This is a genomic window from Neolewinella marina (genome assembly GCF_002631205.1).
Taxonomy (GTDB): domain Bacteria; phylum Bacteroidota; class Bacteroidia; order Chitinophagales; family Saprospiraceae; genus Neolewinella; species Neolewinella marina.
In genome coordinates, this window is sequence record NZ_PDLO01000009.1 from 156591 (window position 1) to 179277 (window position 22687).

The 22687-nt window shown below is 61.0% G+C and carries 17 protein-coding genes; all 17 read right to left on the bottom strand.

Annotation, left to right across the window (positions count from 1 at the left end):
• Nucleotides 1-354 precede the first annotated feature (354 nt).
• The 17 genes from CGL56_RS16520 to CGL56_RS16605 all read right to left on the bottom strand — a co-directional run bounded on the left by CGL56_RS16520 (nt 355) and on the right by CGL56_RS16605 (nt 22387).
• A complete protein-coding gene (locus CGL56_RS16520) occupies nt 355-1137 on the bottom strand; it encodes a hypothetical protein (RefSeq protein ID WP_099107689.1) in 783 nt (260 codons plus the stop codon).
• Between the two features lie 138 nt (nt 1138-1275).
• Nucleotides 1276-2283: a beta-ketoacyl-ACP synthase III gene (locus CGL56_RS16525; RefSeq protein ID WP_099107690.1), complete on the bottom strand. Its 1008-nt coding sequence runs from the start codon at nt 2281-2283 to the stop codon at nt 1276-1278.
• Between the two features lie 131 nt (nt 2284-2414).
• The gene (locus CGL56_RS16530) at nt 2415-4001 is read right to left on the bottom strand and encodes a sodium:solute symporter (protein ID WP_099107691.1); all 1587 of its coding nucleotides are present in this window, start codon (nt 3999-4001) and stop codon (nt 2415-2417) included.
• Between the two features lie 39 nt (nt 4002-4040).
• Entirely contained in the window at nt 4041-4343 is a 303-nt protein-coding gene (gene trxA, locus CGL56_RS16535; RefSeq protein WP_099107692.1) for a thioredoxin, read from the bottom strand.
• 42 nt (nt 4344-4385) lie between these two features.
• On the bottom strand, nt 4386-6524 hold the full coding sequence (gene ligA, locus CGL56_RS16540; RefSeq protein WP_099107693.1) for an NAD-dependent DNA ligase LigA: 2139 nt from the start codon (nt 6522-6524) through the stop codon (nt 4386-4388).
• A 10-nt stretch (nt 6525-6534) separates the two neighbouring features.
• Complete coding sequence (gene gldE, locus CGL56_RS16545; RefSeq protein ID WP_245184186.1) at nt 6535-7953, bottom strand: gliding motility-associated protein GldE; 1419 nt, start codon at nt 7951-7953, stop codon at nt 6535-6537.
• Nucleotides 7954-8039: 86 nt separating this feature from the next.
• Entirely contained in the window at nt 8040-8450 is a 411-nt protein-coding gene (locus CGL56_RS16550; RefSeq protein ID WP_099107695.1) for a single-stranded DNA-binding protein, read from the bottom strand.
• Between the two features lie 81 nt (nt 8451-8531).
• Nucleotides 8532-9617 (bottom strand): A/G-specific adenine glycosylase, encoded by a 1086-nt coding sequence (mutY, locus tag CGL56_RS16555; protein WP_099107696.1) that lies wholly within the window; start codon nt 9615-9617, stop codon nt 8532-8534.
• Between the two features lie 52 nt (nt 9618-9669).
• A complete protein-coding gene (locus tag CGL56_RS16560) occupies nt 9670-10191 on the bottom strand; it encodes an RNA polymerase sigma factor (RefSeq protein ID WP_099107697.1) in 522 nt (173 codons plus the stop codon).
• Between the two features lie 299 nt (nt 10192-10490).
• Nucleotides 10491-11741: a transcription termination factor NusA gene (gene nusA / locus CGL56_RS16565; protein ID WP_099107717.1), complete on the bottom strand. Its 1251-nt coding sequence runs from the start codon at nt 11739-11741 to the stop codon at nt 10491-10493.
• A 5-nt stretch (nt 11742-11746) separates the two neighbouring features.
• Nucleotides 11747-12217, bottom strand: a complete 471-nt coding sequence (locus CGL56_RS16570) for a ribosome maturation factor RimP (RefSeq protein WP_099107698.1) — start codon at nt 12215-12217, stop codon at nt 11747-11749.
• 173 nt (nt 12218-12390) lie between these two features.
• Nucleotides 12391-14088 carry a SulP family inorganic anion transporter gene (locus CGL56_RS16575; RefSeq protein ID WP_099107699.1) on the bottom strand — a complete coding sequence of 566 codons (1698 nt, stop codon included), beginning with the start codon at nt 14086-14088 and terminating at the stop codon, nt 12391-12393.
• A 5-nt stretch (nt 14089-14093) separates the two neighbouring features.
• Nucleotides 14094-15470: an MBL fold metallo-hydrolase gene (locus tag CGL56_RS16580; RefSeq protein ID WP_099107700.1), complete on the bottom strand. Its 1377-nt coding sequence runs from the start codon at nt 15468-15470 to the stop codon at nt 14094-14096.
• A 73-nt stretch (nt 15471-15543) separates the two neighbouring features.
• On the bottom strand, nt 15544-17067 hold the full coding sequence (locus tag CGL56_RS16585) for a sulfatase family protein (protein WP_099107701.1): 1524 nt from the start codon (nt 17065-17067) through the stop codon (nt 15544-15546).
• A 739-nt stretch (nt 17068-17806) separates the two neighbouring features.
• Complete coding sequence (locus CGL56_RS16595) at nt 17807-20737, bottom strand: WD40 repeat domain-containing protein (protein WP_099107703.1); 2931 nt, start codon at nt 20735-20737, stop codon at nt 17807-17809.
• Between the two features lie 194 nt (nt 20738-20931).
• The gene (locus tag CGL56_RS16600) at nt 20932-21318 is read right to left on the bottom strand and encodes a sulfatase-like hydrolase/transferase (protein ID WP_099107704.1); all 387 of its coding nucleotides are present in this window, start codon (nt 21316-21318) and stop codon (nt 20932-20934) included.
• Nucleotides 21319-21394: 76 nt separating this feature from the next.
• Complete coding sequence (locus CGL56_RS16605) at nt 21395-22387, bottom strand: AAA family ATPase (protein WP_099107705.1); 993 nt, start codon at nt 22385-22387, stop codon at nt 21395-21397.
• Nucleotides 22388-22687: the final 300 nt, after the last annotated feature.

A 22687-nucleotide genomic window follows, 5' to 3' on the forward strand; every position in this document is an offset into this window, starting at 1 on the left:
GGTAACCCCGGGAAAAAATAAAACGGCTGCCTGCAGTGCGGGCAACCGTGTTGTTTTCTACCGTACCCCGGCGCGCCACCCTCCGTTGCGGATGGCGCCGGGTGCTGGAAGCTGTGTTGGTTGTCTAGAAGTGACGCGAACCGTCGAGAAGAGCAGAAGTAAGACTTAATCCACCGCCAAGCGCACAGGCGGCCATGAGGACGTACAAAATTGTCATTTAACGCGACATTTGAAGGTTGAACATTCGAGTGGACAAACAATGTATCCGGGGGCAGGACGGCTACCCCCTCAATAATCGGCGCAATAAACACAATTGCACCCCGAATTCCAAACCGATATCGCGTGAACTTTATTTTAATGTAACGGAATAATCGCAATCGGCGATTCTCCGGGTTTTGGTTCGGTTTTCCGCCCCGTTTCCCAGAGGTAAATTCTGATGTGATCAAATTTGTCCGTCATTTCTACCGCGTGCAAATTAGCGACATTGTCAGCATTGATCACTTCCGGGCTGTTCTTTACGCGCCGGCCCACGGCCGGAAAAACGTAGTAGGCGTGGCCCGCCGCGGGGGGCGCCATACCCGCCAAGTCCACCAGCACCACCTCCGCCCAGGGCAGCAGGTGCAGCTGTACGCTGCCGGTATCCAGGGGGTGGGTGACGGTCTCCAGGCTATCCCAGTTGCTCACGTAGGCGGCCAGGGCCGCGCGGTTGTTCTCCAGGTCCATCCGGTAGCTGGCCTCGTCCTGGGCGTGGAGGGAGCGTTCCTTCACCAGGTCGGAGCGCAGCTCTTCCTTCAGGCGGAAGAGGTAGCCGCTCACGCCCACCAGCAGCAGGCAGATGCCCACGAGCACGTAGCGCCAGATGTTGAGGGTGTGGTTGTGCTCCATCATGGAGGTGATCATCTCGTGGTCGAGATCGAGGAACTCCTGGGCCGTGCGCGGCGTGCGCCCGTCGGAGGGGGAGGTGATGTCCCGGGCGTCCGCGTAGGCGTCAAGGTCGGTGCGCAGGCGATCCACTTCCTGGGCGAGGAAGGGATCCTCGGCGATCATTTGCTCTACCTCGGCGTTGCGCTCCGGACCCAACAGCCCGAGTACATACTGATCCAGCAGTCCGCTTCGCTTTAGTTCTTCCCTGTTCATATACTGCCCCGTGCTACTTACGGTGTTTAAAAAAACGTCGGGGCACGCGCAATGTGCGGCTACCCCTCTACCTAATCTGATCGGCGGGTCGCTTGTTCAGCGCACCGGCCGCAATCGGGGGGCAGGGAAAGGTTAAGGTCAGGAGCGGGGGCTGCCGTCGTAGGCCCACTTGAGGTAGAGGGCGCCCCAGGTGAATCCGCCGCCGAAGGCGGTGAGGATGAGGTTGTCGCCGCGTTTGAGCTGGGGCTCGTAGTCCCAGAGGCAGAGCGGCAGGGTGCCGGCCGTGGTGTTGCCGTAGCGGTGGATGTTCACCATGACTTTGTCGAGGGGGAAGTCGACCATCTTGCTCACCGTCTGGATGATGCGGATGTTGGCCTGGTGGGGCACCAGCCAGTCGACGGTGTCGGTGGTGAGGCCGTTGCGCTCCATAACCTCGGTGACCACGTCCGACATGCCCGTGACCGCCGCCTTGAAGACGGGGCGGCCGTTCTGGCGCACGAAATGCTCCCGCGACATGACGGTGTCCACGGTGGCCGGGCGGCGCGAACCGCCGGCTACGAGGTAGAGGTATTCCTCCCCGCTGCCGTCGCCGTAGTGGCGGTAGTCGATGAAGCCGGTGCCGTCGTCGGCGGGTTCCAGCATGACCGCGCCGCAGCCGTCGCCGAAGATTACGCAGGTGGTGCGGTCCGTGTAGTCGATGATGCTCGACATCTTGTCGGCCCCCACCACGATGACCTTCTTGTGCTGACCGGCCTCGATGAACTTGGCGCCCACGGTAAGGGCGTAGAGGAAACCGCTGCAGGCGGCGTTGACGTCGAAGCCGAAGGCCTTGCGGATGCCGGCCTTGTAGGCCGCCACGTTGGCCGTGTCGGGGAAGATGCTGTCGCCGGTAACGGTGGCGCAGATCACCACCTCCACCTCATCCGGGTGGGTGTTGGTCTTCTCCAGCAACCCCTTGAGGGCTTCGGTGACCATGACCGAGGTACCCTTTTCTTCTCCCTTGAGGATGCGCCGTTCCTTGATGCCGGTGCGGGAGGTGATCCACTCGTCGCTGGTATCGACGATGGTGGCCAGTTCATCGTTGGTGAGTACGTAGTCGGGGACGTATCCCTGTACTCCCGTAATGGCGGCGCGAAGTTGACTCATGGTTGAAGGGGGTAAACTGATTAGGGGCCACAAGGTAAGCAGGGCGCTGCCGCCCCACAACCCACATTGCGGCGGGATTGCCGGTGGCTAAAGAAGGGGTTGATGGCTCGCCGGGCGCGGGTGCCGGGGAATTACGCCAGGTGATCGCCCACGAATTCGTCCTCGGTCGGGGCTCCGAACTCGCTCAGCGCCACCAGTCCGATGAAGGTGAGCAGCCCATTGAAGGCCAGGATGAGGAAGCCGAACTGGAAACCGCCCAGCAGCTCGGCCGAGTAGTAGTCGACCAGCATGGAGATGATGGGCGAGAGCAGGCAGACGATCAGCAGGGCCGGAATGCGCACCGAGCGCACGCGGATGGTCTCCCGTACGCGGTAGTCGGTCAGCAATCCGAAGGCGAAAAGCCCCAGCAGGGGGCCGTAGGTGTAGCCCGCCGCCTTGAACAGGCTGTTGATGACGGCGGTGTTGTTGATGATCTCGAAGCCCATGATGACCAGGAACAGCAGGGCGGAGAAGCCGGAGTGGACCAGCAGTCGCTTGCGCTTGTCCTGGCTGTCGTCGCGGACCGGCTCCGCCAGGGACCCCGGCTCCTGCGCGCCGCCGCCGCCTCCTTCCTCCATGCCCAGGAAGTCCACGCAGAAGGAGGTGGTGAGGGCCGTCAGGGCGCTGTCGGCACTGGAGTAGGCCGCCGCCACGATGCCCAGCACGAACAGGATGCCCACTACGGGGGGCAGGTTCACCAGGGCAATGGTGGGGTACAGCAGGTCGGAACTGCCGGGAATGGTCAGCCCCACGGTAGAGGCGTAGATGTAGAGCAGGGCGCCCAGGCTCAGGAAGAGGAGGTTGGCGAAGACGAGGACGATGCTGAAGGCGAGCATGTTCTTCTGGGCGTCCCGGAAGTTGGGCATGCTCAGGTTCTTCTGCATCATGTCCTGGTCGAGGCCGGTCATGACGATGGTGATGAGGGCACCGCTGAGGAACTGCTTGAAGAAGTTGTTGGGGTCGCTCCAGCCCCCCTCGAAGTAGAACCACTGGCTGTAGTCGCTCTGCTGGATGAGCCGCACCATGCCGGGGAAGTCGGTCTCCAGGGCATTGCCCACGTAAAAGACCGTGATGCCGGCCGCCAACAGCATGCAGACCGTCTGCAGGGTATCGGTGACGATGATGGTCTTGATGCCCCCGCGGAAGGTGTACAGCCAGATGAGCAGGATGGCCGAGGCCACCGTGAAGGCGAAGGGAATGCCGATGGGTTCGGCCACGAACTGCTGCAGCACCACCGCCACCAGGAAGAGGCGGAAGGCCGAACCAATGGTCCGCGATAGCAGGAAGTAGAAGGCCCCGATCTTGTAGCCGTACCAGCCGATGCGGTTGCGCAGGTACTCGTAGATGCTCGTGAGCCCCATGCGGTAATAGAGGGGCAGCAGCACCAGGGCGATGACGAGGTAGCCGAGCAGATAGCCCATCACCACCTGCATATAGCTGAAGGCCTGGTTGACCCCACCGGCGCCTACGGCCCCGGGGATGCTGATGAAGGTGACCCCGGAAAGGCTGGAGCCCACCATGCCGATGGCCACCAGGGGCCAGGGCGATTTCCGGCCGGCGAGGAAGAAATCGGAGTTATTGCTGTCCTTGCGGCTGGTGAGAAAGGATACCAGCACAAGCACCGCGAAATAGACGGCGACGATGCCGAGAATGGCGTAAGGGCTGAGGGATGCGTTCATGGGGAAGCGCGCAATTTATGCAATCCCCGGCGAACAACATCAATTCAATTTCGCCAGCTCGTCCTTCAGGGTTTGGGGGCTCTGCACGCCGGCGGCCCGGAATTTGAGCTCCCCGCGGTGGAAGATCATGGTGGTGGGCATGGCCTGGACGCCCAGCTTCTGGGTGATGTCGGGGTTGCGGTCCACGTCGATCTTGACCAGGCGCATCTTGTCGCCGAGGTCTTCCTTGAGTTGCTTCAGGATGGGCGAGTAGGCGTGGCAGGGCCCGCACCAGGTGGCGTGGAAATCGATCAGTACGGGTACGTCGCCGTTGATGAGGTCTTGGAAGGAGGTTTGGGCCATGGCTTTCTTTGGTTTAACCCCGGCCCCCCGGCGGCGGTTCGCCTACCCCCCGGCCAGGGCCAGGAATTCCGCCTCGGTGAGGATGCGTACCGTGCCCAGGGCTTCGGCCTTCTTGAGCTTGGAGCCGGGCTTCTCGCCCACCACCAGCACGTCGAGCTTGCCGCTGACGGCCGATACGATGCGGGCGCCGGCGGCCTTGGCCCGCTCCTGGGCCTCCTTGCGGCTCAGCTGCTGGAGGCTGCCGGTGAAGAGCATGGACTTGCCCACGAAGGGGCCCTCGGTCACCTGGGCGGCGGGGCGGTCGGCCTCGGTGGGGCGGACGTTGACGCCCAGTTCCTCCAGCTCGCGCAGTTGCTCCAGGTGGATGGGGTTGGCGAAGTAGGCGGCCACGTTCTTGGCCACGGTGGGGCCGATGTCCTTGATGTGGAGGAACTGCTCTTCCGACCAGCCGGCGAGGTCCAGCACGTGGTCGACGTGCTGCGCCAGCAGCTGGCTGGCCTTCTTGCCGAGGTGGTGGATGCTGAGTCCGTGCAGCAGCCGCCAGAGTGGGTTCTGCTTGGCGGCTTCCACGCTTTGCCGCAGGTTATCCGCCGAGCGTTCCCCGAAGCCTTCCAGCCGGGCGATCTCGTCGTAGGGCAGGCGGTATACGTCCACGATGGTCCGCAGCCAGCCCAGCTCGTAGAACTGCTCCACGTAGCGACGGCCCATGCCGTCGATGTCCATGGCCACCTTCGATACGTGGAAGATGATTCGCTGGAGGTTCTGGGCCCCGCAGACGCAGACGGGGCAGCGCCAGGCGGCCTCGCCGGCTTCCCGGACCAGGGGGACCTCCTCTTCGGTGGTGTTGATGGGACAGGTGACCGGCCAGACGATGGGGGTCTCGCTGCCGTCGCGGAGCTCCTCCAGGGGCTTGACGATGTAGGGGATGACGTCGCCGGCCCGCTCCAGCAGCACCTGGTCGCCGAGGCGGAGGTCCTTTTCGCGGATGAAGTCCTCGTTGTGGAGGCTCACGCTGCTGATCATCACGCCGGCCAGGGCCACGGGCTCGGTCTTGGCCACGGGGGTGATGGTGCCGATCTTGCCTACCTGGTACTCCACGTTGAGCAGTGTGGTGGTGGCCTGGCGGGCGGCGAACTTGTAGGCGATGGCCCATCGGGGGTGGTGGCTGGTGTAGCCGGCGCGCTCCTGCAGGGCCAGGTCGTCCACCTTCACCACCATGCCGTCGATCTCGTAGGGGTAGGCGGCACGGCGTTCCTCCCAAGCGCGGCAGAAGTCGGCCGCGGCGCCGATCTCCGACGTGCGGGTGCGCTCGTCGCCGGCGGCGGGCACCTTGAAGCCCAGCTCCGTCAGGATGTCCAGGGCGTGGGTGTGGGTGCCCAGGGCCTGGACGGCGTCGTTGCCCTCGGCGTCGGTGCCGTAGCCGAAGCTGTAAATGAAGGCTTCCAGCTGCCGCTCGGCGGCTTCGCCGGGTGATTTCATCCGCAGTCCGCCCGTAGCGGTGTTGCGGGGGTTGGCGAAGAGGGGCAGCCCGGCGGCGGCGCGGCGGGCGTTGAGCTCCTCGAAGCGGTCCTTGCGGATGATGACCTCCCCGCGCACCTCCACCCGGTGCAGGCCGAAGCGGCTGAAGGCGGCGGTGAGCGGCACGGAGCGGATGACGCGGGCGTTGTGGGTGATCTCCTCCCCGTAGACGCCATTGCCGCGGGTGGCGGCGCGCACCAGGCGATCGTTTTCGTAGACCAGGGCGATGGTGCCCCCGTCGTACTTCGGCTCCACGGCGTAGGCCAGGTCGCTGTCCTCGTCCATATTGAGCATCCGCTTCACCTGGCGGTCGAATTCCCGCAGGTCGTCGGCGTTGTAGCTGTTTCCGAGGCTCAGCATGGGCACCAGGTGGGGTACGCTGGCGAAGTTGCCCGTCAGGTCGCTGCCCACCCGCTGGGTGGGGCTGTCGGCGGTGACCAGTTCGGGGTGCTCGGCCTCCAGGGCTTCCAGCCGCTTGTAGAGCTGGTCGTATTCGTAGTCGCTCAGCACCGGGTCGTCCTCCACGTAGTAGCGCCACTCGTGGTAGCGCAGCAGTTCGCGCAGCTCGGGCAGCTGCTCGGCGGCGGGCAGCGGGAGCTCCTGGCCGTCGAGGTATTCTTTCGAGCGGGCATAGAGTTGCCGCTGTTGTTCTTTTCCGTACATGGGGCGGGGCTTAGTGGGCGGAGGGCGTATCGCTCTCCGGGGGTTCGGGCAGGGTGATGAGGACCTCCTCGATGCGGCGGGTGTTCACCGACATGGCCTGGAAGCGGTAGCCGTCGAAGGCGATCTCCTCCCCGGCTTCGGGGATGCGGCCGAGTATCTCCAGGACCAGGCCGCCGAGGCTCTCCGCTTCCCCCTTTACGGGCTCGAAGCTCGCGGCGGGGATCTTCAGGATGCGGTACACGTCGTTGAGCATCGTCTTTCCTTCGAATACGAAGTTCAGCTCGTCGATGCGCTGGTACACGATCTCTTCTTCCTCGTCAAACTCGTCCTGGATGTCGCCGATGACCTCTTCGAGCACGTCTTCCAGGGTGACGATCCCTTCCGTGCCGCCGTATTCGTCGACGACGATGGCCATGTGGGTCTTTTCGGTCTGGAACTCCTTCAGCAGGTCGCTGATCTTCTTGTTTTCCGGTACGAACAGCACGTCCTCCTTCACCAGGTGGATCCAGTCGAAGTCGGGCGGTTCGTGGCGGTGGCCGAGCAGGTCCTTCACGTAAAGGATCCCCTTGATCTTGTCGAAGTCCTCCTCGAATACCGGGATGCGGCTGTAGCTCGACTCCCGCACCACGGCGATGAGCTGCTGGTAGTCGATCTTGCTTTCCACGGCCACCACGTCGCCCCGGGCCCGCATGATCTGGCGGACGGTCACGTTATTGAACTTTACGATGCGCTTCAGGATGTCGACGTCCTGCCGCTGATTCTCGTCGCCCCCGTCGTCGGCGTTCACCGTCAGGTCGATGGCCTCGTCGATGTCCTCCTGGCTGGCGGCCGCCGCGTCGAGGGTGTGGTTCTCCAGGCGGCGCTCGATGAAAGAGGCCCCCTGCACCAGGCTGGAGGCAATGGGGTGGAGCACCCGCATGAGGAAGTTGATGGGGCCAGCCATCCGGGTGGCCAGCTTCACCTTGTTGTAGCTGGCGTACACCTTCGGGGCGACCTCACCGAAGAGCACCAGCAGGAATGTGACGCCGATCACGGTGATGAGAAAGCCGATGGCGTTGCTCAGCTCCGCTTCCGAAAACTGCCGCATGAAGTTCACGCTCTCGTGGACCGTCCGCGCCCAGTTGGCGAACAGGGCGTCGGGGAAGATCTTGCTGAGCATTATCTCCGAGACCAGCACGATCGCGATGTTGATGAAGTTGTTCGCGATCAGGATGGTGGCCAACAGCAGGCGGGGCTTCTCGCGCAGCTCATAAAGGATGCCGCGCACCGGGTTGTTCTCCTGCTCCATCTCCTCGTAGTCGTTCGGGGTAAGGGAGAAGAAGGCTACCTCCGACCCCGACACCAGGCCGGAAAGGAGCAGCAAACCCCCGATCGCCGCGAAACCCAGTACGAGTTCGAGGCCGTTGCTCATGAGCAGGACGGAGGGCAAGAGAAGTGAAATCGGATCGGTGGGGTCCAATAGTCGGGGTTGGTCGGCTACAAAGATAAGTGGTGGCGCGGACCCCGTGGCCTGAATCAGAACGGGAGGTCTTCCTCGGATTCCATTCCGCCGCCGGCCGCGGGGGCGGAGGAGCTGGTATCCCCGCTGTCGTTGCCGTCGCGCTTGCTGTCGAGGATGCGGAAGAAGGCGCCGACTACCTCGGTGGTCTTGCGGGGGTTGCCCTCCTTGTCCTGCCACTTGCGGTGGGTGAGCTTGCCGTCCAAGTACACCAGGCTGCCCTTGGTCAGGTACTGCTGCGCCCGCTCGGCCAGGTTGCGCCACACCACCACGTCGTGCCACTGGGTTTCTTCCTGCCATTCCCCGGACCGGTCCTTGTAGCTTTCGCTGGTGGCCATGCTGAATTTGGCTACCATGGCGCCGCTGCTCAGGGTACGGATTTCGGGGTCGGCACCCAAACGGCCGACGAGAGTTACTCGGTTGATCATACTTTGGCTAGTTTGGGCCAAAGCTACACCGCCCCACCGGGAATCCCCCGCCTATTTCGGCTTTTTCAACAAAATGTTGGCCTATAGGTCCAGCGTCAGCCGGTCGGTTTCCAGGTAGCGGGTGATCACCCGGGGCAGGGCGTAGCGCTCCAGTTCCCAGCGGTCGATCCGCAGGTAGGCGGGGGGCACGTCGCGCATCTCTGGCCAGTGGGCCGTGTGGAATACCGTACCTATGCGCTGGTGGGTCAGCTGGTGGGCGTAGGGGGCGCTGCGGCCGGTGAATTCCAGTTCCTCAGCGGGCAGCCAGTCCGGCCAGTCGTCGCGTTGCATCAGGGCGGCGGGGCGCAGGTCCAGGGTTCCGGCTTCCAGCAGGGGAAACTGATAGAGTTGCCGCCAGATGTCCCGGTCTTCCCGGCGGTGGATCAGGAAGCGGCCGGCGGCGTCGGTCACCACCAGGTAGTGGAAGTAGCGGTCGCGCCTTTCCGCTTTCTTGCCCTTGACGGGCAGCTCGTACACCCAGCCCTCCGCCCGGGCCCGACAGTGGTCGGCCAGGGGGCAGCGGGGGCAATCCGCCGCCCGGGGGGTGCATACCAGGGCGCCAAAGTCCATGATGGCCTGGTTGAAGGCCGCGGCCGGGGCCGTGCCCAGCGCCGCATCCACCAATTGCTGAAAGTGTTTCCGGCCGGGGCCGGTATCGATGGGGGTGGCGTCGCCGGCGTAGCGGGCGAGGATGCGGAAGACGTTACCGTCCAGCACGGCCACGGGGCGGTCGAAGGCGAAGGAGGCTATGGCGGCCGCGGTGTAGGGGCCCACGCCGGGAAGCGCCAATAATCCGTCGTAGGTGTCGGGGAAGCGGCCGTGGTGTTCGTTAGCCACCACCCGGGCCGCCTTAAGCAGGTTGCGGGCGCGGGAGTAGTAGCCCAGGCCTTCCCACAGTTTCATCACCTCGGCGTCCGGCGCGGCGGCCAGGTCGCCCACGGTTGGGTAAGCCGCTACGAAGCGCTCGAAGTAGGGCAGCCCCTGGGCCACGCGGGTCTGTTGCAGGATGATCTCACTCAGCCAGATCCGGTAGGGGCTGCGGTCGCCCTTCCACGGCATCGGCCGCCGGTCGGGTCGGTACCAGTCGGTGAGGCCACGACGGAAGTAGGTCCAGTCCACTTGCTCCATGGAAGCAGAAAGGGTCGGGCGGCCGGAAAGTTGAATGGTGGGGGTGCGGGGACTACTTCTCCCGCAGCTTGCCGTACTGCCGGGCGATCTGCGCCTTCAGGTCCTTGCGGGCAAAGAAAATTCGACTCTTCACCGTGCCCAGGGGCAGGCCCAGCTGGTCGGCGATCTCCTGGTACTTGAAGCCCTGGTAGTGCATCAGGAAGGGGATGCGGGTGGAAGAATCCAGCTCGTCGATCATCTCCGTAAGTTCCTTGATCAGGATGTCACTCTCGGCCGAATTCTCGATGGAGTGGGCCCCGGAGTTCAGGTAGTACTGGTTGTCGGTGTGGTCCATGATGGTGTTGGCCTTCACCTTCTTCCGGTAGTTGTTGATGAAGATGTTCTTCATGATGGTGAAGAGCCAGGCCTTCAGGTTCGTGCCCTGCCGGAACTTGTCGCGGTTCGTAATGGCCCGGAAGGCGGTTTCCTGGTAGAGGTCCTTGGCGTCCTCCGAATTCTTCGTGAGGTTGTACGCGAAGGAGTGAAGCACGGTCGTCTGCTGGTTGAATTGAACGAAAAACTCGGGCTGGGACATGGCAGGGGGTGGCAAAAGGCCAGTTTTGTTGAAGGGATTCTGAGTTTAGCTTATATACGGAAGGCGCTTGAGTGGCCTTCGTGTGACTCATCTTCACATCCTGGCCCGGTGCCCCGACGCGGTCGGGCTGCAGCAGCTGGTATATGCCTTGAAAACTGCTGTACCTACATCAATGTTCTAAAAAACTTTCTGAAAAAAGTGAAAGTTGGCTGGCCGACAAATTGCGGGCCGAACCCAAGTAAAAAGCCCGCTTCGCGGGAGGGCGAAGCGGGCTTTCGGTGGCGGTTGCCGGGGGCGGACTATTCCTCGACGTAGCGTACGTCGTCGAATTCCGCGGCCAGTACCCGCAGTACGTTCATGATGGTTTCCTCTTCGAGGTCGGTGCGGCGCACGAGGTCCTCGGGGCTCATCTCGAGTACCGAGCGGGCGGTGTCCAGGCCGATGCCCTTGAGGGCGTCGATGACCCAGCTTTCGATCTCGTCGCTGAACTCTTCGAGGTCGACGTCGTCGATTTCCACTTCGTTGTTGCGGTAGACGTCGATTTCAAAGTCGACCAGGCGGCTGGCCAACTTGATGTTGGTACCGCCCTTGCCGATGGCCAGGCTGACCTGGTCGGGTTCCAGGTATACCTTGGCGCGGCGGTTCTCCATGTCGAGATCGATGTTGGAGACCCGGGCCGGGGTGAGCGACCGCTGGATGTAGAGGTTGGTGTTGCTGGTGTAGGGGATCACGTCGATGTTCTCCTGGTTGAGCTCCCGGACGATGCCGTGGATGCGGGATCCCTTCATGCCGACGCAGGCGCCGACGGGGTCGATGCGGTCGTCGTAGCTCTCCACGCTCACCTTGGCCCGCTCGCCGGGGATGCGCACGATGCCCTTGATGGTGATGAGGCCGTCCTCGATTTCGGGGACTTCCTGTTCCATCAGTTTGGCCAGGAAGCGCTCGTCGGTGCGGCTCACGATCACGACCGGGTTGTTGTTGCGCATTTCCACCTCCTTGATGACGCCGCGGACCATATCACCCTTGCGGAAGTAGTCGCCGCGGATGGTTTCGTTGCGGGGCATCACGAGTTCGCGGCCGTTGGCGTCGTCGATGACGAGCACCTCACGCTTGAGGATCTGCTGTACCTCGCAGAGGACCAGTTCGCCCACCCGCTCGGTGTAGCTGCGGTAGATCTCATCCTTCTCCAGGTCCATGATCCGGCTGATGAGGGTCTGGCGGGCGGCCATGATGCTGCGGCGGCCGAAGTCTTCCAGGAAGAGCTGTTCGTAGCACTCTTCGCCTACCTCGTAGTCCTCGTCGATGGCGATGGCTTCGGAGAAGGAGATCTGGGAGAGCTCGTCGGTCACCTCACCGTCGGGGACGATCATGCGCACGCGCCAGAGTTCCAGGTCGCCCTTGTTGGCGTTGACGATGATGTCGAAGTTCTCGTCGGTGGTGAATTTTTTCTTGATCAGGGTGCGGAACACATCTTCCAGTACCCGCACCATGGTGGGACTGTCGATGCTCTTTCCGGAGCTGAATTCCTTGAAGGTGTCAACCAGGTTCATCATGGCTAGAAGGAGATTTTGACAATGGATTTTTTAATGGCGTCGGAGGCGATGTTGATGTCCTCAACGACGGTTTTCTTGCGTTTGCCATCCTGGACGCGCTGCTTGGCTTCCAGGGTGACTTCGGTAGGCGTGGCCGCTTTCAGGACCCCGGTGTAGGTTTCGCCCTCGGTGGTGGTCACCTCGAGGGTGCGACCGACGTTCTTCAGGTACTGGCGGTAGAACTTCAGGGGGCGGTCGACGCCGGGGCTGCTCACGTCCAGGACATATTCCTCGCCCAGGGGCTTGGCTTCGTCCAGGTAACTTTCAAGATAGCGACTTATGCGCTGACATTTGGCAAAAGTCATGCCCGAGTCGCTGTCGACGAACACTTCCAGCTTCTTGTTGGAATGGTTGACGTCGACCACGAAGCAATCCTGAAATTCCGCTTCGGTGGTGAAGTAGGTTTCCAGCAGGTTGGTTATCGTTTCTTCCATGGTTAGAGCTTGTGGGCGGGCTTTCACCCCCGGCCCGGCACCCGCGTACCCGCCCGAAAGCAGGTAGTAGGCACAAAAAAGAGGGAACCTCGCGGTTCCCTCTGTTGACGTTTTTACGGCCTTGTTTGGCAAAGATAACGCATTGGGCTGAATATAGTTGTATCCGCCCCGGCCTAGTCGTGCTGCACCGCCGGCCGGTCCCAGTCGCGGGGGTCGCCCTGCCCCTTGAAATGTCGGATGGCGTCCTGGATGGAGAGGAAGTAGGCCCCCACCCCCATGCGCTCCATGAGCCCCGAGCGGTAGAGGAAATCGCGGACGGGCCCGATCATGCCGGTGAGGTAGAGGTCGATCCCCCGGCTCTGGAGGCCCTCGTACAGCTGCTCCAGGGCGTGGAGCCCCGTAGTGTCCAGGTCGTTGATGGTGTGGCCGTCGAGGATGACGGCCCGCAGCGGCTCCCCTTTCTCCTCGGCCATGTCCAGGATGCGGTCGCCGAAGTACTCCGCGTTGCCGAAGTAAAGCTCCGCATCGAAGCGGACGATGAGCAGCTCCGGGTCCACCTCCGCCGCGGCGAAGCGGTTCACGTTGCGGAAGGCATTGGTACCCGGGATGCGGCCGAGCTCCGCCAGGTGGGGCCGGGCCGCCCGCAGGAAGACGAAGGTGAGCGAAAGCACCACCCCCCCGGCGATGCCGTACTGCAGGCCGGCGAAGAGGGTGAACAGGAAGGTCACCAGCAGCACCGCCAGCTCCCGGGGCGCCAGGCGGTAGAGGCGCTGCATCTCCTCCAGGTCAAGGAGCTTGCCCACCGAAAAGATGATGATGGCCGCCAGCACCGCCACCGGCAGGTAGTAGAACAGGGGGGTGAGGAACAGCAACACGATGGCCAGCAGGACCAGGCTGACCAGGCCGGCCAGCGGACTGCGCCCCCCGCTCTCCTCCAGCACCGCCGAGCGACCGAAGCTGGCCGAAGTAGGGATGGCCGAAAAGAAGCTGCCGGCAATCTTGGAAAGCCCCAGGGCCACCAGCTCCCGGTTGGGCCGCACGTGGTAGTAACCGTGGCGCGCCCCCAGGGCCTGACCGATGGAGAGGGTCTCGATGAAGCTGATCAGGGCCAGCACCGCCGCTACCGGCAGCAGCTCACCCACCACCGACCAGTCGAGGGCCGGCGTCGAGAAGGCCGGCAAACCGGCCGGTACCTCCCCCACCACCGCGATGCCGGTCTGGTCGAGCCGCAGCAGGTAGACCAGCCCCGTAGCCGCCACCACCCAGATGAGCATGACGGGCAACCGCGGCCACCACCGCTTGCCCGCCGCCAGGGCCAGCAGGGTAAGGGTGCCCAGCAGGGCCGTAGGCCAGTGGAGGCTGTCGAGGTGGGCCACCAACTGAATGGCGGTATCGTGGAGGTAGGTGGTGCGGGGCATGTCCAGCCCCAGGAATGACTTCACCTGGGAGGCTACGATGAGCAGGGCGGCGGCCGACACGAAGCCCGACAGTACCGGCCGGCTCAGCAGGCTCACCATTCCCCCGAGGCGCAGCAGTCCGAAGAGCAACTGCAGCAGTCCGGTGAGCGCCGCCAGGGCCACCGCCAGTAGCAGGAATTCCGGGGTGTTGGGCGTAGCCAGGTGGGTGAGTCCGCTCAGGGTGAGCAGACTGGCCAGGGCCGTGGGGCCGACCGCCACGTGGGGCGAGCTGGCCAGCAGGGTGTAGACCAGCAGGGGCAGCAGGGCGGCGTAGAGGCCGTATACGGGGTCCACCCCGGCCAGCAGGCCGTAGGCCATGGCCTGGGGAATCAGTACCACGGTTACGGTGAGGCCGGCTACGAGGTCCCGGCGTACGTCGGGACTTCCGTAGTCGGGCGGGCGGGGGAACCACATGCCCGCTAGGCGTCGACGGACTCCCGGGAGAGGATGTCGGCCACCTTGTCCTGTACGTTCACCAGCCGGTCAAAGCCGCGCGCCTTCAGGATGCTGCTGGCGATGGTGGACCGGTAGCCGCTGCCGCAGTGAAGGTGGTAGCACTGCTGCTGATCCAGTTGATTGGTATGGGTAGTGAGCTTCGAAAGGGGCAGGTTGCGCGCCTCCCGCAGGTGGCCGCCGGCGTACTCGCTTTCCTTGCGGACGTCGAGGATGGCCTCCGCATCCCCGGGGACGAACTCATCGGCGGAGATGGTCTCGATGGTGTCGATCTCCCCCCCGTAGGATTTCCAGGCCCGGATGCCGCCGTCGAGGTAGCCCAGGGTGTTGTCGTACCCCACCCGGCTGAGGCGTTCCACGGTTTCGGCTTCCCGTCCCGGGTCGGTGACGACCAGGATGGGCTGCTGCAGGTCGGGCACCAGCTCACCGACCCAGGGCGCGAAGCTGCCGTCGAGGCCCACGAAGATGCTGTTGGGGATGAAGCCCTTGACGAACTCCTCCTTGGAGCGCACGTCGAGGATGAGGGCCATCTCCTGGTTAGCCACCTCCTCAAATTGCTCGGGGGAGAGGGCCACCGCGCCGCGGTTCATGACCTCGTCGAAGGAATCGTAGCCGGCCTTGTTCAGCCGCACGTTTTCGCTGAAGTAGGCGGGCGGGGCGGCCAGCCCTTCGGTTACTTCCTTGACGAACTCCTCCCGCGTCATGTCTTCGCGCAGGGCATAGTTGGTAGCCTTCTGGTTGCCGAGGGTATCGGTGGTTTCCCGGCTCATCTTCTTGCCGCAGGCCGATCCGGCGCCGTGGGCGGGGTAGACGATTACGTCGTCGGGCAGGACCATGATCTTCCGGCGGAGGCTGTCGTACAGCAGTCCGGCCAGGTCTTCGGTGGTCAGGGCGCCCTTCTTTTGGGCCAGGTCGGGGCGGCCCACGTCGCCGATGAACAGGGTGTCGCCGCTGAAGATGGCGTGGGGCTTTCCGGTTTTGTCGAGCAGCAGGTAGGTGGTGCTTTCCAGGGTGTGGCCGGGGGTATGGAGGGCGCGGATGGTCAGCTCACCGAGCTTGAACTCTTCGCCGTCGGTGGCCTCGTACTTCTCGTAGTCGGTCTTGGCCCCGGGGCCGTAGACGATCTTGGCGCCGGTTTCCTTCGCCAGGTCGATGTGGCCGCTGACGAAGTCGGCGTGGAAGTGGGTCTCGAAGATGTACTTGATCGTGTCGCCGGCTTCTTGCGCCTTCTGGAGGTAGGGAGCGGGACTGCGCAGCGGATCCACGATAGCGGCTTCCCCATTACTGGCGATGTAGTAGGCGCCCTGGGCCAGGCAGCCGGTGTAGATTTGCTCGATGGTCATTGGTCGGTATTTACATGAAGGTTCCTTCATGTGAAAGAAGGTGCCAACGGCGATTTTGTTGAGCCGGCCGCCCCTACTCCGTGCAGGGCAGCAGGTCGAACTGGGTGTGGTTGCGGCTGCGGGCGTAGCGGTAGCCGCCGATGTATTCGTCGCGGTCGTAGGTATTCTTTCCGTAGGAGGGCGTAAAGCGCACCGTATCCCACCGTGGGGTCCGGGGTTCGGCGTGGCGGGGATCGCCCGTTTCCCGCATCCAGTCGGAGAGCTTTTTGTCCAGCGTTTCCCTGATCCCGGCGTATGCCGGCGCCTCGGCCACGTTGTGGATCTGGTGGGGGTCCACCCGCAGGTCGTAGAGTTCGGTGGCCGGGCGTTTGCCGAAGGCGAGGCCGTAGTAGTCGGGCGTGCCCTCACGGGGGGCGGAGCGGTCGCTGGCCAGGATGAGCATCTTGGTAATGGAGTTGTCCACGTCGCCGTAGGCCCCCACGCTCCGCACGGCTTCGGGGTCGCCGGCCGGCCAGCGCTCGGGAAAGAAGTTGCGCAGGTAGAGGAAGGAATCGTTGCGGATGCCCCGCACGGCGTAGCTGCCGGAGTCGGCCCGAACCTGGGCGTGGCGCTCCCGCTCTAGGAAGACGTGGTCCGCCCCGGGGGCGGTGGCGTCCGACAGTTCCGGCAGGATGCTGGGGAGCGTCATGGCGGCCGGGACCTCCACGCCCGCGGCGGCCAGGAAGGTGGCGGCCAGGGAGGCGAGGTTGACGTAGGAGTGGCGCACCGTCCCCGCCGGAATGCGGTCGGGCCAGTGGGCCACGAAGGGCATTCGCGTACCGGCATCGTAGAGGTTGGCCTTGGCCCGGGGGAAGGGCATGCCGTTGTCGCTGGTCACGATGATGAGGGTGTTGTCCAGTTCGCCGCGGCTTTCCAGCAGGTCCACCACTTCACCCAGGTGGCGGTCGAAGCGCTCCACTTCGGCGTAGTAATCCAGCAGGTCGTTGCGTACGCAGGGCACGTCCGGAAAGAAGGGGGGGACGTCCACGGAGTCGGCCTCCATGCCCGACCACGCGCCGAGGTTGGTCAGGTAGTTGCGGTGGGGGTCCTGGCTGCCGAACCAGTAGCAGAAGGGCTGGCCTTCCTGCCGCTCGTCCAGCAGCTGGGTAATGTCTTCGTAGGCCCGGCCGGCGGGGTTATGCGGCCAGCCGGTGCTGCGGAAGTCGCCCGGCCCCCAGCCTTTCTGGTCGTGGCCGACGAGGTAGCCGGCCTCCTCCAGCTGTCGGGGGTAGACGACGGCTTCAGCGCTGAATTCCGACCAGAGGTTGCCCATGGCCCCGTTCTGGTGGGGATAGCGGCCGGTGAGGATGCTGGCCCGCGACGGACTGCAGCTGGGGCTGGCGCAGTAGGCGTTCGTAAAGAGCATGCCGCCCGCCGCCAGCCGGTCGAAATTGGGGGTCTGCACCACCGGATCACCGTAGGCCCCGGCGTGGGGGTAGGACCAGTCGTCGGCCAGGAAAAGCAGGATGTTTGGCCGTTCGGGGGCGGAGCTTTTTTGCGGGGCGTGCCAGAATCCCCCTAGGGCAATCAGCCCCAGCAATACGGTTGCCACTTTCATTCCCGGAAGATAGGGAAAGTCAACCTCCGGGGTGGCGGCAGCCAAATCTTCTATCGGCGGGGCCGATGAGGTACACATGGCGGGCCGGCCGGTTTTAACCTATCTTCCCAATCTGTCATTCCGGGAGATGAGTGCTTCTATTGAGAATCGTCCTCCGTTCGATGGTGACATTGCTAAGCTGTGTTGCGCAGTTTAGTTCAGCCATATAGCTGTTACACTTCCTTCGAACAACACAACCTGCGGAAATGTCCTTCCCGACCGGAGCCGTCAACGGTGCCAACTCCCCTACCACGCTTTTCGTGCTCTGTATGCTTCTGTGCACCGCCGCCATAGCCCAGCCGGACGCCAAGGGGGTGTGGCAATATAACGCCGAACTGGAGGGCCATCACTGCGACGATGCCGGTTGTTATGCCTTCTGCACCAGTTCCTACCTCGAGAATAGCAACTTGGCTAACAACAGTGAACCGAGCAGAAGTTAGGTGTGCTTCCGGGGAAGAATTGATTCCGTAACTCAGCCAACACTTTTGGAATGATTAAAGAAAACGGAAATACATCAACTGCCCATATGAAACGGCCAGTCTAGGATACTTACCCACCATTCGTCTATTCCACAAAGGCACTTTCGTCTTCAGATGTATGTAGCTAATCAGCCTACCATAAGCCTGGCTACGGGTTAAGCGGCACCAAGGTGGAGGGTGTCAGCCAACAGAACAAACTGTTGATATATGGTGACAACATGCTAATATTGAACCACCACCCAATTCTGAAAAACGCCGTCGGAGGTGTCGACCTGTAGCAGGTAAGACGCTGCTGGCAAACCAGCCAAATCAATTTTGGAAGTATTTCCGGGAAATGTTCGGAGCAGTTGTCCGCTCGACGTAAGTAATCTGATTGTAGAGGCTGATATCCCTTTTGAAAGGGAGAGCGAAACTACGGCGGGCGGAGTCGGATTAGGAGATATCATCACGGGATTGGGGAATTGTTCAATGATAACCGATACAACTCCGGAACGGGCAAAGGTGCCGTCAAAATCTGTTTGCTTCAGCCGGTAATAGTTTACGCCCAAAACGGGAAATTGATGCTCAAACTGATATGATTGTTTAGTCTGGCTATTTCCATAGCTTTTCACGCGTCCGACTTCATTCCATGTCTTACCGTTTACTGAATGTTCCAGGGCAAAGTATGCGTTGTTCGTCTCCATAGAAGTATGCCAAACTAACAGTACAGACCATTCCTTTACTGTACCTGTAAAGGTCAATAACTCGATAGGAAAAACAGCCTCTGAACTGATATCGTAGACTCTTACATGACCAGCATTCGATTGAAAGTTGCTATTATTAGGTGCTCCAATAGCTACTTGCCAACCGTCTGCCGACAGGGAAACAGAGGTTCCAGAACCATCAAATGATGTTTCCCCGTCAATATCTATATCATACTGGATCCAGGAGGTACCTATTAGATCGTATATCCTTACGTGACCTGCACCAGGCCCGACCCCATCGTTTCCTGGTGCACCAATAGCAAGCCGGTTTCCGTCCTCAGATAATGATACTGAGCTACCAAAGTTATCATTCACTTGTTCGCCGATAATGTCCGTGCCCACTTGTGACCATATTCCTCCACTTTCCTCATAAATCTGGACGTGTTCCAAACTGTCGTCAATGGTTATTGTAGCATAAGGTACTCCAATAGCTACCCGATTACCCTCGGCGGAGAGAGATACTGAATGGCCGTAATGCGCGTATTCACCGGTCCCATTTAGAGTCTGTCCGATTTGCATAAAGGTGTCTAGAAACGCATCATACTCGAAAATTTTAACTTGACCGGGAGGTTCAATATCATCTGCGGGAGCTCCAATAGCTATACGGCTGCCGTCTGCGGACAGTGAAACTGAATGTCCAAAATCCATTTCCTTGTTTCCTGTAATATTATTACCAACCTGCTTAAGAGCGTTTGCAAATATTTGGTATACTTTTACTACAACTCCTGTAATGTCGTTGACTCCTCCAATAGCTACCCAATTACCATCTGCTGATAATGAAATATAAGAGTTGGACTGACTGTTATTGATGGGCCAAGGACTTAGTAATGTATCCTCGCCAATCCGGGTCCAGCTTTCATTTTCATATTTATAGACTTGTACACCTTCACCATAGTACCTATCACTGATTGCTACTAGACCACCATCCGCCGAAAGCGAAATAGATCTGGCAAAAGGTTCACCCGAGATATTTCGACCGAAATCTCTATGGATATCCTCACCAATTTGGATCCAGTTGTCATCTATGCGCTGATAAATTCTTGCAAAGCCACGATTGGCCGCTGCAGCAATAGCTAATCGGTCCCCGTTTGCCGAAATAGAAACGCAATTGCCAAAGTGCTCGTATTCAGTTCCTCCGTCAATGTCATTACCCACTTGTGGCGGACCGGGAATAATTGTTAAAGCCTGTAAATCGTATACCCTTACATGGCCAGCGGAAGGGCCGGAGCCTTCATTTCGGATGGAACTGATAGTTACTCGGTTACCGTCCGAGGAAATGGAAACGAAGAATCCCGATTGATCTTCCGGTGCTTCCCCATCAATGTCGGAACCCATTTGAAACCAGGTGCCGTTGCCCCGCCTTTCCCAGAAGACACGAACGTGACCCGCATCTGTGCCTCCATCAGAATTGTGTATGGCTCCTATTGCCACCCGCCGCCCGTCTGCGGATAGGGAAACAGCATAGCCAAACCTATCGCCCTCATTTTCCCCCATAAGGATTCTATCAACCAGCATCCAGGTTCCTTCGACTTCTTCGTAGACTCTCGCGTCTCCGTATGCAGGTCCGTAATCACTGTCTCGTGGTCCTCCTATGGCAAGCCGACGGCCATCTTCCGACAGTGAAACTGAATAGCCAAAATGGTGTCCCGCGGATTCACCATCAAGGTCTTCACCGATCTGAATCCAAGTTGAACTTGCGAGTGCATAAACTCTTACGTGTCCAGAATATAGACCATTATCCTCATTGTAAGGTGCCCCAATTGCCACGCGGTTGCCATCCGCTGACAAAGAAACAGAAAAGCCTGAGGAGTTAAATTCGCCTTCCCCATCTATGTCGGTACCGAGCTGTACCCAATTCCCTTCTGTTTCCTCAAAAATCCTCACCTGACCGGCATAGAGACCATTTTCATTATGATTCCCTGGGGCGCCGATAGCTATCCGACGCCCGTCAGCAGATAAAGAAATGGAGTACCCCAACTGATCGCCTCCAGCTTCGCCGTCAATATCTGAGCCGACCTGAATCCAGGAGCCATCCGTTTCTTCAAAAATTCTAACATGACCCGTACGAATACCGCTACCGTCGTTATTTGGTGCGCCAATGGCTACACGCCTACCGTCTGCAGACAGTGAAACAGAAGATCCAGACCAATCTCCTTCGGCTTCTCCGTCAATATCCAACCCGATCTTAGTCCAGGCACCATCTTTTGCTTCATAAATTCTAGTGTGACCTGCATTGGTGCCGGTTCCATCATTCCCGGGAGCACCAACCGCTACTCTGCTACCATCCATAGATACAGCAACAGAGACACCAGAATTATCGCCAGCTGCCTCTCCATCAATATCTAAGCCTAGCTGGGTCTGGCCCAACAACATGACTGGGAGGAGGAGATTTAGTATCAAGAATTTCACGGCTGGCTAGATGTGAAAAACGCTTGTCACAACCAATATAAGGATTTTTAGACACCCTGACAAGGGGTTTTGTGTACTAATTATGGCGTTACATCCCCTGGTTTGTTTTGATGTACATTTAGTGCTTAAAGCCTTTAGTAAGAAAATCGTCATATGTGGATATCAGTTACTATCCAAGTCTAGACATCACCATTCTACTGGATTCCTCCGGCCTCCTCCAGTTCGCGGGGGTACACGGTGGCCCCGGCGCTGAATTCCGACCAAAGGTTGCCCATGGCCCCGTTCTGGTGGGGATAGCGGCCGGTGAGGATGCTGGCCCGCGACGGACTGCAGCTGGGGCTGGCGCAGTAGGCGTTCGTAAAGAGCATGCCGCCCGCCGCCAGCCGGTCGAAATTGGGAGTCTGCACCACCGGATCACCGTAGGCCCCGGCGTGGGGGTACGACCAGTCGTCGGCCAGGAAAAGCAGGATGTTTGGCCGCTCCGGGGCGGGCACCCAACGGGCAATAGTCGCAAGCAAAACGGCAAGGCCGCAAATCAGCAGCAGTGCGGCGTAACGGAGGCGGTAACTCGGGCGGTTCATGAACGGTGTGTTTGCATCAATATCGCAAGCTTACCGGAAACCGCTCACCTTCGCACTCTTCCGACTTCGTACTCCCCTAGGGCACCTCCACCACGTTCAGCACCCGCGTGATGATGTCCTCCTGGCGGATGTTCTCGGCTTCGGCTTCGTAGGTCAGGCCGATGCGGTGGCGGAGCACGTCTTCGCAGACGGTGCGTACGTCCTCGGGTGTCACGTAGCCGCGGCGTTCCAGGAAGGCCTGGGCCTTGGCCGCCAGGGCCAGGTTGATGCTGGCGCGGGGGCTGCCGCCGTAGTTGATCAGGGGCCGGAGGTCGTCCAGGCCGTAGGCTGCGGGTTCGCGGGTGGCGAAGACGATGTCGATGATGTAGCGCTCGATCTTGTCGTCCATATAGATCTGCCGCACCGAGCGGCGGGCGTGGAGGATGTCTTCCGGAGTGGCTACGGCGTTGATGCGCTCGAATCCTTCACCGAGGTTGCGACGGATGATGATCTGCTCGTCCTCCCGAGTGGGGTAGCCGATCTTCACCTTCAGCATGAAGCGGTCGGTCTGGGCTTCCGGCAGGGTGTAGGTACCCTCCTGGTCGATGGGGTTCTGGGTGGCCAGCACCAGGAAGGGCTCCTCCAGGCGGAAGGTTTCCGAGCCGATGGTCACCTGCCGCTCCTGCATGGCTTCCAGCAGGGCCGACTGCACCTTGGCGGGCGCGCGGTTGATCTCGTCGGCCAGGACGAAGTTGGCAAACACCGGCCCCTTGCGCACGCTGAAGTCGTTCACCGTGGGGTTGTAGATCATGGTACCCACGATGTCGGCGGGCAGCAGGTCCGGCGTGAACTGTATGCGGCTGAAGTCGGCGCTGATCGTCTGGGCCAGCGTCTTGATCGCCAGCGTCTTGGCCAGTCCGGGCAGTCCTTCCAGCAAGATGTGGCCGCGGCTCAGCAGGCCCAGCAGCAGGCGGTCGATCATGTTTTCCTGTCCGACGATCACCTTGGCGGTCTCCTGGCGGATCCGCTGAACTACCTCACTGTCTACCCGAATCTGTTGGTTCAGGGCCTCGATGTCTACACTTGCCATAGGGGATTGCTTCGTTTTGCGGGGACGCAGGTGCAAGGTAAATACAAAAGCGCAGGTGATGGGTTAAGGGGCTAATGGGTCAAGGGGTCAAGGGCAGGACATTTATCCCTCGCTTCGCTCGGGCCGGGCCCTGGAATCAAGGGCTTAAGGGGCTAAGGAGTCAATAATGTGACATCTATCCCTCGCTTCGCTCGGGCCGGGCCATGGAATCAAGGGCTCAAGGGGCTAAGGAGTCAATAATGTGACATCTATCCCTCGCTTCGCTCGGGCCGGGCCATGGAATCAAGGGCTTAAGGGGCT